The sequence below is a fragment of the Dawidia soli genome (assembly GCF_018598185.1).
Classification (GTDB): Bacteria; Bacteroidota; Bacteroidia; order Cytophagales; family Cyclobacteriaceae; genus Ohtaekwangia; species Ohtaekwangia soli.
This window is the reverse complement of record NZ_JAHESC010000052.1, coordinates 24,254-37,705: the sequence shown is the minus strand read 5'-3', so window position 1 is coordinate 37,705 and position 13,452 is coordinate 24,254. Positions and strand designations below refer to the sequence as shown.

The window sequence follows — 13,452 nt, the reverse complement described above, 5'->3', positions numbered from 1 at the left end:
TTTATGTCTATACGGAAGTTCCTGTGGGTGTACCTGCTGGTGGCAGCCGGGCTGGACACGGTCAGGGGGGTGGCCCAACCGGCCGAGCTTCCGCAAAAGAATATCATTTTTCACGCACTGCCCGAAAAGCTGGGGCTTTCACAGAGCTCCATCAACTGCATCTTACAGGATCGCGCGGGGTATCTATGGATCGGCACCTGGTCGGGTCTGATCCGCTACGACGGTTATACCACGACCGTCTTCCACTCCGACAATGCGCCTGACAAGATCCGGAGCAACAAGATCACCACGATCTATGAAGACCGAAAAGGGGCGATCTGGATCGGCACGCACCGGGGTGGATTGTTTCGCTATGATCACCGCACGGGTAAGTTTGCGCACTTTCAGCATCAACCCGGTAATCCGGCCAGCCTGAGCAACGACAATGTGTGGGCCCTGCAAGAGGATGACCGGGGACAGCTGTGGGTAGGGACGGAATACGGCCTGAATCTTTTGGATGAAGTCTCGGGCTCTTTTCGCGCGTTTGTGTTGGATGTGAATGATACCACCACGCTGAGTCAACCCTTTGTTACGGATATATTCCTCTCGTCTACCGGTGATCTGTGGGTAGGTACGGAGTACGGGCTCAACAAAATGATCCCACCCGGTGCGGGTGGCCGGAAGGACTATACGTTTGTACGTTACTTATACAATGCGGACCCGGCAGACGCCAGCCTGCATCATCATATATACCACATCGAAGAAACGCGCCACCAGGGGCGGCCGCCGGTAATCTGGTATAGTACTAAAAAAGGCATCAAGCGTGTCGATGGAAGCGGCACGTCGAATTATAGCGTCGATGGTAAATCGTCGGGCTACAATCTTTTTCGCACGTTTATGGTCGTAGACGGCGAGCGGCCTTATGTCCTGGCCGGATCGGAAATGGGACTGAACTTTTTTGATCCCGAGGCCGGCAGGTTCGTGCGTTTCCTGGGCGGTGATGACCGCGAGGTGAACCTGAGCCACAACACGGTTACGTCACTCTTCCTGGACCGTGGTGGTGTCTTATGGGTGGGTACGAAAAAGGGACTAAACAAGTACGACAGCTACGCCAAAAGTTTCGCGGCTTACAAAACCTCGGCATTTGATCCTACGCGGAGCATCCTTACCGGCTTGCGCAGCGCGCGTGCCGGTGGATATTGGATCTCGACGCTCGGCGGAGGCCTTTTTCGCTTCACCGACGGCAGGTTCCGCCGGTATACCATCCGGCATCGGGAGGCAAACGACTTCACTGATTTTATACAGGTGTTATTTACCGACTCGCGTGGCAACGTGTGGGTGAGTACCGCCGGCGACGGTGTCTATACTTTTTCGGAGGCGGCCGTCGGCAACAACACGCAGATCACACAGTTCAAACACTACGGCCTGCAGTCTGCGGCCCCGATCAGCGACGACTACGTCATGTCGTTTGCCGAAGACGTGCGGGGCAATGTATGGCTGGGGACGTGGAGCGGCGGCTTGAACATGATCACGCCCGAAGGGCGCGTGGTGCGTTACCAGGAGCCGCAGCTGGAGCGGGTGCCGATGGTGGTCATGCATGCGGATCACGCCGGTGCGCTGTGGGTGGGAAGCCGTGGCAATGGCCTCTACCGCGTGCGCCCCACAACACAGGGGCTGGATGTGCGCCATTATTATCGGGGCGACAGCCTGCACAGCGCACTGACGAATAATTTTGTCAATGCCATTTATGAAGACCACGCGGGCGGTCTGTGGATCGGAACGGAGGGTGGATTGAATTCCTTTGACCGCCGCACGGAAGCGTTCCGGTCACATCCGTTCGAAGCCGGGCCGAGCAATAACGTACTCGTCAGCATACTCGAAGACGATAGTGGTAAGCTGTGGCTGGCGCACTGGGATGGCCTGACCGTGATCGATCCCGGCAATGCACACTTTGTCAAGAGCTACGACAGCCACGACCGGATACAGGGCGGCTTTTTCTATAACCATGTTTGTTATAAAGATCCGCAGGGGTTGCTACTTTTCGGCGGCTCGGAGGGATTTAATATTATCGATCCCGCAGCGGCCGTGGCCAACCCGGTGGTGCCCAACGTGGTGATCAGCGACTTCCAGGTGTTTAACAAACCTGTGCCGGTGGGGGAGTCGTTTGGTGGGCGGGTGATCCTGGAAAAGCCGCTGGCGGAAACCGTCGAGGTGACGCTCAAACATTTCGAGAACTCGATCTCGTTTGAATTTACCGCGTTGACCTATGCGGCGCCCGAAAAAACACGGTATGCTTACAAGCTCGAAGGGTTCGATAAAGATTGGAATTATACACACGCCGGCCGCCGGTATGCCAACTATACCAACCTCAACCCCGGTCGCTACCGGTTTAAAGTAAAGGCCACTACCAGCGACGGGGTGTGGAGCGAAGCCGAAAGCGAGGCGTCGCTCGTGATTCTGCCGCCGTGGTGGAAAACGACGTGGGCGGCCGTGGGCTATGTACTGGCCAGTTTGCTGATCTTGCATTTCTTCCGCAAGCTGATCCTCATGCGTGCCAATTTCAGACACGATTTAAAAGTGGAGCGGCTGCAGCGGGAGAACCTGGAGAAGCTCAATCACGCCAAGCTGCAGTTCTTTACGAACATCTCGCACGAGTTTCGTACACCGCTTACGCTCATTCTCGGCCCCTTGCACAGCCTGCTGGACGCTGCGGGTGTGGGCAAGCCGGTACGCGACCAACTGCTGGTGGTGCAAAATAATGCGCAGCGCCTGCTACACCTGGTCAATCAGTTGCTGGATTTTCGAAAGGCCGAGTCGGGCAACCTGCCGCTGGCGGTACGCGAGGGCGACATGGTGCAGTTTGTGCAAGAGGTAAAACTGTCGTTTGAGGCGTTGGCTGCAGAATTGCAGCTGAGCCTGACGTTGCAGGCATCGGCGCCGGTGATCAACGTGTGGTTTGACCGCGATCATTTTGAGAAGATCCTTTTTAACCTGTTGTCGAATGCGCTCAAGCATACGCCGGCAGGTGGCAGGGTGGTGTTGCGTTTGCAAGAATCAGAGGATGCCGTACTGATCATCGTCGAAGACAGTGGAAAAGGCATACGCCGCGACCACGTCGAGCATATCTTCCAGAGCTTTTTCAGTTATGGTGAAGACCGCCACCAGGCGGGCACCGGCATAGGCCTGGCGTTGACCAAAAGCCTGGTGGACATGCACCAGGGTACTATTACCGTAGAGAGTGAAGAACACGCTTTTACACGGTTTACCGTCAGGCTTCGCAAGGGAAATGCGCACTTTAATGCAACGCAGCTTGCCGATGGTATACAGGAACCCGACACGGTTGTTTACACCCAGCCGCCCGTCCTGGTGACGGCACCGGTCCATCCAGAACCGTCGGAGCATCCGGAAGATGTACAAAAGCTATTGATCGTTGAAGACAATGCCGCGGTGCGTGCCTATGTACGTTCGATATTCCAGGCAGAATATAGTATCCGCGAAGCGGCCGACGGGCAGGAGGGCCTGGCCATTGCCCAGGAGGAGATTCCCGACATTATTATCAGCGACGTGATGATGCCCGTCATGGACGGAATAACCTTTTGCCGTACGCTGAAGACCACCGCCCGCACCGCGCATATACCTGTCATACTGCTCACGGCGCGTACATCGCTGCTTTTCAAGGTGGAGGGATTGGAGACCGGCGCCGACGATTATGTTACCAAGCCATTCCACCCACAGGTGCTGCTGTTGAAAGTACGTAATATGGTACGCCGGCGGGAGCAGCTGCATGCGGCTTTCCAGGATCGATCTGTGCTCCGCCTGTCGCCGAAGCAAGTGACACATACGTCGGCCGATGCACGGTTTATACAACAAATCCTGGAAAGTATCGAACGCAACATGGCCAATCCGGCGTATGGGGTAGAGGATCTGGGCCGTGACGTGGCGATGAGCCGCACACAGCTATACCGTAAGCTCAAGGCGGTGTCGGGGCAGTCGGCCAACGAATTTATCCGCACCATCCGGTTGAAGCGCGCGGCGCAACTGCTCAGCCAGGGTGAACTGACCATTGCACAGATCACCTACGAGGTGGGGTTTACCGACCTGCCGTACTTCCGCGAGTGTTTTAAGAAATTATTTGGCGTGACGCCGTCTGCATACGGTGTCAGCCGGCCGGGCGAAGAGACGGACCAGCCCGCACCGTCGCCGGCCGACAGTGGTGCGTAGCGTCCGAGTGATCCCCGTCAGATCAGCGCCTGCAGCTCTTTTACGGGCAGGGGTTTACTAAACAGCTGGATTACGTTCTTGTGGGCTTCGGCTTGCTCGATGTCGCGCGGGTCAAGCGTAGACGAGAGCATAATGATCTTGGTCATTTTCTTGACATCTTCGTTGAGCGACTCAAAGGCGTCGAGGAACTGAAAACCATCCATCAGCGGCATGCGCACGTCCAGCAAAATGACGAGGCTGTCGGGCAGGTTTGATTTCTGGTCGCGGATCCATTGCATGGCTTCGATGCCGTTCCCCGCCTGGGCAACATCCACCGCCCCGAGATCCTTTTTCAGTAATTGTTGTGTAACGAGCTGATCCACTTCATTGTCGTCAATGATGAGGAATTTATGATCGGTTTTCATACTGCGGGAATATTGATGATAAAGTTGCTGCCGGCCCGCGATTCGGACTCGACCCGTATACTGCCCTTCAACCGGGAGACCGTTTCCCTGGTAATATAAAGCCCCAGTCCCGATCCTTTTTGGTTGTTAGGGGTCACAAAGAACATATCGAAGATCTTTTCATGGAACTCCTTTCGAATGCCCTGGCCGTTGTCGGCAATCTCGATCACATGCATGCCATTTTTGCGATAGCTCTTGATTAAGATGTATTTCTCTTCCTTGGATCGATCGTGGTATTTAATGGCGTTGGAAATAATGTTGTTCATGACGATCTCCAGCCGCAGACCATCGCTCCAAAGGATCGGATCGGTTATTTCTTTGCGAATGATAATGTCATGCGCGCCTGGCATGTATTGATGCCGGGCAATGACTTGGTCGAACAGTGTGTCGAGGTTCACTTCCTTGCGGTGGATGATGGTGCGTTTGTTGCGCGAAAAGTCGATGATCTCGCGGATGAACTCGTCCTGTTTGCCCAGGGTGGTTTTCATTAGCGCGAGGTAGGACTTGATCTGGTTTACATCGTTTTCGACCATCGCAATCTCGATCAGGCCGCTCAGCGACGAGATCGGCGCCCGCAGGTCGTGGGAGGCACTATAAACGAACTTGTCCAGCTCGGTGTTGGTACGGCTGAGGTCCGCATTTTTTTCGCGCAGGCGTTGGATCATCACGAGGGCGTAGCCGCTCGCGCTGCCGATGATCAACAGCGTCATGATCACATTGGTGATGAACAACCAATAGTTTACGGTTCGTGCGGCGGCGCCTAGTACTCCCGTGAACTCACGCTCGCGAATGGTGAGACCGGTCGTAAACCCGGTGATCTTTACGACATATTGCGCTTTGTCCGCGGCGGTAAGCTGCCCGCGCAAGATCTTGTGATGTGCCTCTTCCGCCAGCCGGTACTCTTGCAAAATGATGTAGTCGGCTTCCTTCCATAATTGAATGGCGCGCTTCATGAACGAGATATTCCTGAAATTCTTAAAAAGCCAGATCAGTGCGTTGTGGTCGTCCGGATGATTGCGCCCCGCTGTAAACCCCGCGCGGACCACCGAGTCATCGGCGCCGGCGCTGAGGCCCACCCGCGCAATGCTGTCGCCGATGTTAACACGTAACTCTTTGCGGAAACAATTGAAATAAAGCGTGTCACGGGTGTCGAGGTATAATAGTAAGTTGCGGGACGCATCCTTTTGCCCTTTTGAGTATTGCGATTCGCCATTGATATAAGCACGCACGCCCGATGTGATCAGGATGGTGTAGTAGTTGATCACGATCAGAACGGCTGACGCGAAGAAAATGACTCCGATCAACACAAGGACGTTGCGCGGAGTGAAGGAAGAGATCTTTGGATTCATATCGCCCGTATGGCTTCAACGAACGTGACTTCAACGAAAATTGCCCGGTAGATTAAGGTAACGGAAAAATGTCGAATCGGCAAGTAAAACTCGCCGGCACTGAAGGCGACAATGTCGACCGGACAACGGGACAACTGCTGGGCCGGCCTGCAAGGGTCTGTTATACACTCGCTTCTGTGATTTTCCGTGTGCCGGAACGAATGTAAATTATAGTGTTACAGGTGCATCAAAGATCCGTCCAACGTGTTCGACCATGTTTGCGGTCATGCGGCCGTCGGGGTCGAGGTCCGGATTGAAGATCGCTACACTTATGCCTGCAATTTTATCCGTGGCAAACAGGCTTCGGATCAGCAACTCGACTTCATCATAGCGCAGGCCGCCGGGCAGGCGGTAGTCCACGGCGGGGTTGATGTCGTCGGCCAATACATCCATATCATAGTGAAGCCAGCAACCATCGATCCTCAGCGATTGCAGATGGTTTGCGAGCAACGCGCTTTGCAACGCGACGCCGTGTTGCCGCAGCGTTGCCAGGTCCATGCAGGTAATGGCGGTCGCGCGAATATCCTGCGAGCCGTAATGTTGTGTTTCTTCCCAGTCGCGTTGTCCGATATGTATAGCGTGCTGGTCCTGCACATAGGGTTTGAGGTTGTCGATGTTGGTGAGCAGGTCGGGTCCCCGGCCCGTGATCATGGCCATGTCCATGTCGGCCACTTCGCCCGTCGTGGATTTTTCGGGCTGATAGAAATCGGCATGAGCGTCGAGTGATACAATACCGTATGTACCGAGCCGTTTTAATCCCGACATAATACCCAGCAGGATGCTACAATCACCACCCAATACAATCGGGAAACGTCCGGGAACACAACGCTGCACAGCAGCGCCCAACGCGATCGAAAATTCTCGCAGGGGGCGTGGATTGAGACAATGCGTTTGCGGATCGCGCTGATCGCTATAACGATCGTTGAGCGTAGGGACGGATTCCACCGGGTGTTTTATTCCCAGCCGTCGGGCTAAACCGGCATGTAAGAATTGCGCGGCGAGCTGCTCGACACCCGAGGGGCGAAGCCCCAGGATAGACGGTGCCGCGAGAATTGTCCTGTCGTTGAGCGGTGACTTCATACCGGGAAACGTAAAAGGCCGTGCCTGGTGTTTCGTTCATAAACACCTACCTTTATAAAGCACAACTATGAATCAGAACATATTGGAAGTCTGGCTGCGGGGGCCGATCGACGGCATTCCGCCACATCTTCAACCGGTCGCGCACGCTTTGCTGCAAGCCCGCGAGGAGGTAGCGTCATGGATGGCCGACTTTCCGGACGATGCTTTGTGGCATCAGCCCGCCGCGGTGGCATCCGTGGGTTTTCACCTGCAGCACCTGAGCGGCGTGCTGAGCCGGCTTTTTACGTATGCACGGGGCGAAGAGCTTTCCGAGAAACAATTGGAAGCGCTGCAGGGAGAAGGCAGGCCGTTTGAAGGATGCACCGTCGCCCTGTTGCTTGAAAGATTCCGGAAGCAGGTAGATGCCTGCCTGGAACAGTTGCGCCAGACAGATGAAAGCACGCTGTTGGAAAGCCGTGGCGTGGGCCGTAAAAAAATACCGTCGACGGTACTGGGTTTGCTCGTACATGCGGCCGAGCATACGCAGCGTCATACCGGGCAGCTGTATGTCACCATGCGGGTTGTAAAAGATGCGCGTGAGGCGGGAAGGTTGTAACGGCTATGGTCGCACGGTGGCGGCGGCAGAGTCGCGTTTGCTCTCCGGGGCATTGATCTTCTTCATATTCTTCCGGATGTTCTGCTTGACGGACCGCGGCATATATTTCTTCCGGCCCGGTTGCGGGCAATCCCATTCTTCTACCGAAACACTGCTGATCGTGCGCACCGAGCTTTTGTTACCACCCTTGGCGTGGGTTTTGGTGTCTTCCGCTTTTGCGGAAAGCGTTTCGTCGGAATCCAGGAAGCGTTTGTGAATCACCGAACGTTTGACCTTGGCCGCCCTGGGCTCGGGGCAGGGAATCCTTCCCGATTGACAGGCAGTAAGCAGCAGAACGAGCCATAAGCATAGGAGCGTGCGCATATACCCGAAATGTTTAGGAGCGGCGTTAACGAAAAAGACCAAGGAAGATACAAAAGGAACGGCTCACTTCCAACATTCTATACCGTGAGTTGCTGTTCGCTGCGCATTTACATCGTAAATTGCCCTTTTGGGACTGTATAAATTCCTTTGGATGCAGAAGCTTTGGAAAGGTATAGGCTTCGTGCTGGTCGGCGTATCGGCCGTGCTGATCCTATATTGGAATGTTGCGTTGTACTACCGGCCGGCCGTTGCGGTGCATCCCGGGCAGGTGGAGTATGATGATCTGTTGCACGAGCTTCGGGGTTTAAAACAGGCCATGGACAATGGTGCGGCGGCCGACATGCAGCAGCTGTATCCGGAGGGATATATTTTTATGCACGCCCTGTATGGTCTGGCGTGGGCCGATGTCGCCGCCCGGGCCGATGTGGGTGGATCCCTGCGTCATGAAGCATTCCTGGAAATTGAAACCTCCGTAGCGCGTCTGGGCTCGAACACCGCGCGTGATATCTTTGACGAGTATCTGCCTTTGTCCTATGGTGCCTTCTACCAGGGATGGTATAATTATACGGTTGGTCGGAAATTGTTGCTGCAGGCGCCGTCGAAACGGCCGGCATCCGAGGTTGCGGCCTTCCAGGCACGGTGTCGGGATATTGCACAGGCCATCCGGTCAGACAAAACACCGTATCCAGCGTCGTATCGGTTTGGAGCCTGGCCAGCCGATGCGGTGGTGGGAGTAGCGTCGCTGGCGCTGCACGACAAACTTTTCAAACCACAATACCGTAACGTCATGGACGCATGGATCACGCGGGTACGCGCGCAGCTCGATACGTATGGGCTGATTCCGCACGAGGTTGATCCGGTAACGGGGGCGATACTAGAAGAGGCGCGAGGATCGTCGCAAAGTCTAATGCTTTCTTTTCTGCCAGAGGTCGATGCGGTCTTTGCCCGCGAGCAGTTTAAACGCTACCGCGCGCTTTTCGTTACGCATCGATTCGGTTTGCCTTGCATACGCGAGTATCCGGCGGGAACCATTGGCTTTGGCGACATCGACTCCGGCCCCGTGATCTTACAGGCAGGTGCAGCCGCGTCGCTGGCGGGCTTGCGCACCCTGGCGCTTTACGACGAGCAGCCGCTCTATGTCGGATTGCGAAACAGCATCGAAGCCTTTGGTGTACCCATGACGCACGGGGGGAAAAAACAATATCTGTTTGGACAGTTACCGATGGCAGATGCGTTCATTGCCTGGGGACATGCCGCGGCCGATCCTTCCGCAAGCGCGCCGGGCATATGGCAATTAAAATTTCATCTATACAGCGCGGGGCTGGTGTTGCTGGCGGGGGGAGCATGGTTGTATTTCCGGAAACGCCGCATGAAAAACATCACAATAGGCATGCTTTTTTAACTTTTGGGTGTTCATAACCCCATGCTTATGGTAGTTTACAGAGACGGTCTTCCGATCGACTATACAGACGCCGGTGCCGGCGATATTACCCTTTTCTTCGTGCACGGCGCGGCCATCGACAAGTTATACTGGCAAGAACAGATCAACCATTTTTCGGCGCATTACCGCGTCATCGCCATCGACCTGCCGGGACATGGGCAGTCGGGAAACGACCGTCAGGAATGGACCATCGAAGCATTTGCGGCCGATGTGAATGCGGTGATCCAGGAACTCAATCTCAGCAAGGTCATCCTGATCGGCCACTCGATGGGTTCCGATGTTATCCTGGAAGCTTCCGCCCTTAACCCTGCCGCGATATTAGGGCTGGTAGTGGTCGATGCGTTGAAGCATGCCGGTACGGAAATGCCGGAGGAGGTGATGCAACAGGTCAACAGCATCCACCAAAACCTGCAGGCCGACTTTGGTAACACTGTCGAGTCATACGCCAAACAAGGATTGTTGACCCACGATACCGATATCGGCATTGTCGACATGGTGACGAACGACTACCGGACGGCATACCCGCCAATGGTCATCGGTTCGCTCACGTCTATCTTCAGCTTTGCCGCACGCGAGCGAGAGCTGTTGGAGCAACTGCGGTGGAAATTGTACCTGATCAACGTTGACTACATCCCTACCGACGAAAGCCTGCTGAGCAAACATGCCAATGCCGGCTATGAGCTGTTCGTACTCCACGGCACCTGTCATTTTCCGATGCTGGAGCTGCCGGTAGAGCTTAATCAAGCGCTGGAGAAAGTGTTTTACAAGATTGTAAATCCTGAAAAGTTCGAAGGATTGTCGGTCGAACGGTTCCTGAATAGTTAGTCGGCAACGGACCGGTTGTCTTCCGGTCAGCGATCTGCACCGGTAGCGGGCGGTTATCAATACAGGACGATGGCGATCAATGCCGTCCAGGTAATCACTTCGATGATCAGCTCGTGGTTGTTGATGTTATTCTCGGTTTCCATGGCTTCAAACTTTCTTCTTATACCCCCGAGATAGCAAATGTATGCCTGCACCGAATGGGTGTTTTAGGCGTATTTGAGGCCACGCAGGGGCTTATTGGGGATATTTCTGTGTAAATGTATGGACAGGAGAAAAGCGTTGCGCTGAAGCGACTAAATCGCGTTGACGGAGACTACAGGATCAGGGAATGGGGGAAGAAGAGGAGGAGCAGTAGCGGAACAATGACGGGTAACGTGTTTAAATAGCGAAGGCAGCATAGTTGTCTATGCTGCCTTCAACTGAATTACTTGCTGCTTTTCTTAGCGGCTTTCTTCGCAGTTTTCTTAGCGGCCTTCTTAGGGGCAGCTTTCTTAGCGGCTTTCTTAGGAGCAGCTTTCTTCGCTACTTTCTTTGCTGTTTTTTTAGCTGATTTTGCCATAGCTATAAAATTTAATTTGTTTGAGCCGCTAAAATATAATGACAAATTATTATTTCCAATATATCGCTACAAAAACAACTCAATTCGCTTGCATAAACCGGCCCTAAGCATGTATTATTTGCGATCGATTATTCATATTTCAATGAGTCGACCGGATTTGTACGTGCTGTCTTCCAGGAATGGAACGCAACGGTAAGGAACGAGATGGCTATGGCAAACACGGTAACGACAACAAACAACCCATAGTCCGGCGGCATCTGATAGGCAAAGTTGCCCAGCCACTGCGTAACAACATACCAGGCTACCGGAATGATCAACACCGACGCCAGCAAGACGAGATACATCACATCTTTGTACAGCATGTAGATGATATGCGGTACCGATGCGCCGTGCACCTTGCGTATGCCGATCTCTTTCGTGCGTTGCGCCGCCGTAAATGCCGACAAGCCCAGCAGCCCGAGCAGGGAGATGAAAATACAGATGTAAGATAATGTGGATACTAGCTTGTACTGGATCTCGTCGGCGCGGTACTGTTCGTTGAAACGCTGGTCGAGAAAGAAGTATTCATAGGGGTGGATCGGATCGATCTGCGACCACTTTTGCCGGATATAGTCCATGGTTTCGGGCAGGTCTTCACCCCGTACACGCAGGTGCAAGAAGCCGCCGTTGTCGCGTCCGCGTGCTATCAAAAGCGGCTCTACGGCATTGTGAAGCGAGTTATAGTTAAAGTCTTTGACCACGCCGATCACCTGTTTGTCGTCCTTGTCATGGAAGAACTTGACCTTTTTACCCACGGCGTTGTTACCCCAGCCCATCAGTTTGGCGGCGGCTTCGTTCACCAGGAAGGAATGGTCTGCATCGGCCAGGCCGGGTTGAAAGTCGCGGCCATCGACCAACGTCAGTCCCATCGTCTTGAGGTAATCGTCGCCTACAAACATCAGCGTAAAGGCTTGTTGCTTCATGCCGCTTTCGCTTTCAGCCCACATAACGGGTTGTCCATTGACGTTCATACCCAATACATGGTAGGCCGTCGTGGCTTGCGTGATCGTCGGCCGTTGCAGAAATTCATGTTTGATGCCTTCGATCTGGTTTTGTACCAGCGTGTCGTTGATCGGCAGTACTACGATATTCTCTTTATTAAAGCCCAGTTCCCTGTTCCGTACGTAGCGGATCTGCCGTTGCATGAAGACTGTGCACACCACCACAAAGATGGAGATGCCGAATTGCGTTGTGATCAGCACTTTTCGGAGCACCAGGCTTGATTTGCGGTTTTTATACGCGCCTTTGAGCGCTTGCAAGGTGGGAATGGCGGGCAGGTAGAAGGCCGGATATAGCCCCGAGATGACGCCGATCAATACTGTTAGCCCTACCGTTCCGAACAGCAATACGGGGTTGTGCACAAAGTCGAGTGCAAGTTTTTTGCCGATCAGGTCGTTGAACGAGGTGGCATAAATGACCGTGGCGGCAATGCCCAGTGCCAGGATGGAAGCAATGACGGAAAGAAAAACAGACTCGCCCAGGAAAGAAGCCACCAGGGCAGGCTTGCCCGAGCCCAGCGTTTTCTTCATGGCGATCTCCGCGGCCCGGTTCACCGATTTGGCGGTAGACAGATTCATATAATTGACGCAGGCGAGCAGGATGATAAAGATGCCGATGCCGCTAAAGGCATAGAGATAGGCCATATTGCCTTGCGGTTCGTCGGCTTCCAGACCGGAATGAAAATGGATCTGGTCGAGACGCTCCAGGATCGGTTCATACTTACCGCCCACCTGGTCGCCAAAGGATTTGAAGTACTTATCGAAGATGGCGGGAAACTTACTATAAAATGTCTGCGGCTCGTAGTCCTCGGGCACGAGCACGTACAGATACACATCGGGATTCCAGAAGGCTTCCGACTTGATCTGGCCATTTTCACCGCGCACCCATTCGCGATCGGCAAGTTGGGAGAGCAATATATCAAAGGACAGGTGTGTATTAGAGGGCAGATCTTTGATCACGCCGGTTACCTTGTACGACGTGTTGTCGATCAGAAGTGTTTTGTCCAGGGCGGGTTCGTCGCCGAAATACCGTTTGGCGGTAGACTCCGTCAGCACGAGCGTGTTCAGATCGACCAGGCACGTCTTGGGATTGCCGGCCAGAAAGGTATGTGAAAACCCCTGGAAGTAGTTGGAGTCGGTGCGCACGATGTTCTCTTCGTAAAAGGCACGTTCCTCGCCGGCCCGTGGCTCATATTTCACCAGCGTGTGGTCCCAGCTGTTGGCCCGTACGGCGGCTTGCACTTCCGGTAATTCGTCTTGCAATACATTTCTCAGTTCGCGTGCCGAGCGCGCCACGCGAATGTCAATGCCAGTAGCACTGAGGTGGCCACCCACGCGATAGATGCGTTGGTGGTGTTCGTGGTATTGGTCGTAGGTCAGATCATTCTGTAAGATCAGCAGCAGTAGAATGCTGACTGCAATGCCCAGCGCAAGGCCGAGGATGTTGAGCGAAGCAAAGAATTTGTCTTTGAGAAAGACACGTGTGGAGAATCGCAGGTAATTTCTAAACATAGCGGTAAA

11 protein-coding genes are annotated in these 13,452 nt (G+C 54.1%); 4 read left to right on the top strand and 7 right to left on the bottom strand.

The features are described 5' to 3' along the window. The first annotated feature begins 3 nt into the window (after positions 1–3). A complete protein-coding gene (locus KK078_RS25745; protein ID WP_254093212.1) occupies positions 4–4,200 on the top strand; it encodes a hybrid sensor histidine kinase/response regulator transcription factor in 4,197 nt (1,398 codons plus the stop codon). A 17-nt stretch (positions 4,201–4,217) separates the two neighbouring features. Here the strand turns inward: KK078_RS25745 and KK078_RS25740 are convergent, their stop codons facing one another. From KK078_RS25740 to KK078_RS25730, 3 genes are all read right to left on the bottom strand, one after another. Beyond that, entirely contained in the window at positions 4,218–4,604 is a 387-nt protein-coding gene (locus tag KK078_RS25740) for a response regulator (RefSeq protein WP_254093211.1), read from the bottom strand. After that, the gene (locus tag KK078_RS25735) at positions 4,601–5,992 is read right to left on the bottom strand and encodes a sensor histidine kinase (protein WP_254093210.1); all 1,392 of its coding nucleotides are present in this window, start codon (positions 5,990–5,992) and stop codon (positions 4,601–4,603) included. The genes KK078_RS25740 and KK078_RS25735 overlap by 4 nt, the downstream gene beginning before the upstream one ends. Before the next feature lie 207 nt (positions 5,993–6,199). After that, positions 6,200–7,111 carry an arginase family protein gene (locus KK078_RS25730; protein ID WP_254093209.1) on the bottom strand — a complete coding sequence of 304 codons (912 nt, stop codon included), beginning with the start codon at positions 7,109–7,111 and terminating at the stop codon, positions 6,200–6,202. A gap of 67 nt (positions 7,112–7,178) precedes the next feature. On the opposite strand from KK078_RS25730, the gene KK078_RS25725 reads away from it, so the two are divergent. Beyond that, positions 7,179–7,706, top strand: coding sequence for a DinB family protein (locus tag KK078_RS25725; protein WP_254093208.1), 528 nt, complete (start codon positions 7,179–7,181; stop codon positions 7,704–7,706). A gap of 3 nt (positions 7,707–7,709) precedes the next feature. Here the strand turns inward: KK078_RS25725 and KK078_RS25720 are convergent, their stop codons facing one another. Then, positions 7,710–8,069, bottom strand: a complete 360-nt coding sequence (locus tag KK078_RS25720; RefSeq protein ID WP_254093207.1) for a hypothetical protein — start codon at positions 8,067–8,069, stop codon at positions 7,710–7,712. Positions 8,070–8,220: 151 nt separating this feature from the next. Here KK078_RS25720 and KK078_RS25715 point away from each other — a divergent pair, with 151 nt between their 5' ends. Further along, complete coding sequence (locus KK078_RS25715) at positions 8,221–9,471, top strand: hypothetical protein (RefSeq protein WP_254093206.1); 1,251 nt, start codon at positions 8,221–8,223, stop codon at positions 9,469–9,471. A 27-nt stretch (positions 9,472–9,498) separates the two neighbouring features. Next, on the top strand, positions 9,499–10,335 hold the full coding sequence (locus KK078_RS25710) for an alpha/beta fold hydrolase (protein WP_254093205.1): 837 nt from the start codon (positions 9,499–9,501) through the stop codon (positions 10,333–10,335). A 56-nt stretch (positions 10,336–10,391) separates the two neighbouring features. On the opposite strand, the gene KK078_RS25705 is transcribed toward KK078_RS25710, so the two are convergent. The 3 genes from KK078_RS25705 to KK078_RS25700 form a co-directional block, all read right to left on the bottom strand. Continuing rightward, entirely contained in the window at positions 10,392–10,529 is a 138-nt protein-coding gene (locus tag KK078_RS25705) for a hypothetical protein (RefSeq protein ID WP_254093204.1), read from the bottom strand. A gap of 230 nt (positions 10,530–10,759) precedes the next feature. Beyond that, positions 10,760–10,894, bottom strand: coding sequence for a hypothetical protein (locus tag KK078_RS30565; RefSeq protein WP_262898807.1), 135 nt, complete (start codon positions 10,892–10,894; stop codon positions 10,760–10,762). Positions 10,895–11,022: 128 nt separating this feature from the next. Beyond that, positions 11,023–13,443 carry an ABC transporter permease gene (locus KK078_RS25700; protein WP_254093203.1) on the bottom strand — a complete coding sequence of 807 codons (2,421 nt, stop codon included), beginning with the start codon at positions 13,441–13,443 and terminating at the stop codon, positions 11,023–11,025. Positions 13,444–13,452 lie beyond the last annotated feature (9 nt).

Excerpts from the sequence above, each read along its gene's own strand:
- KK078_RS25745 (WP_254093212.1), top strand. The coding sequence starts at position 4 with ATGTCTATACGGAAGTTCCTGTGGGTGTACCTGCTGGTGGCAGCCGGG.
- KK078_RS25740 (WP_254093211.1), bottom strand. The coding sequence starts at position 4,604 with ATGAAAACCGATCATAAATTCCTCATCATTGACGACAATGAAGTGGAT.
- KK078_RS25735 (WP_254093210.1), bottom strand. The coding sequence starts at position 5,992 with ATGAATCCAAAGATCTCTTCCTTCACTCCGCGCAACGTCCTTGTGTTG.
- KK078_RS25730 (WP_254093209.1), bottom strand. The coding sequence starts at position 7,111 with ATGAAGTCACCGCTCAACGACAGGACAATTCTCGCGGCACCGTCTATC.
- KK078_RS25725 (WP_254093208.1), top strand. The coding sequence starts at position 7,179 with ATGAATCAGAACATATTGGAAGTCTGGCTGCGGGGGCCGATCGACGGC.
- KK078_RS25720 (WP_254093207.1), bottom strand. The coding sequence starts at position 8,069 with ATGCGCACGCTCCTATGCTTATGGCTCGTTCTGCTGCTTACTGCCTGT.
- KK078_RS25715 (WP_254093206.1), top strand. The coding sequence starts at position 8,221 with ATGCAGAAGCTTTGGAAAGGTATAGGCTTCGTGCTGGTCGGCGTATCG.
- KK078_RS25710 (WP_254093205.1), top strand. The coding sequence starts at position 9,499 with ATGGTAGTTTACAGAGACGGTCTTCCGATCGACTATACAGACGCCGGT.
- KK078_RS30565 (WP_262898807.1), bottom strand. The coding sequence starts at position 10,894 with ATGGCAAAATCAGCTAAAAAAACAGCAAAGAAAGTAGCGAAGAAAGCT.
- KK078_RS25700 (WP_254093203.1), bottom strand. The coding sequence starts at position 13,443 with ATGTTTAGAAATTACCTGCGATTCTCCACACGTGTCTTTCTCAAAGAC.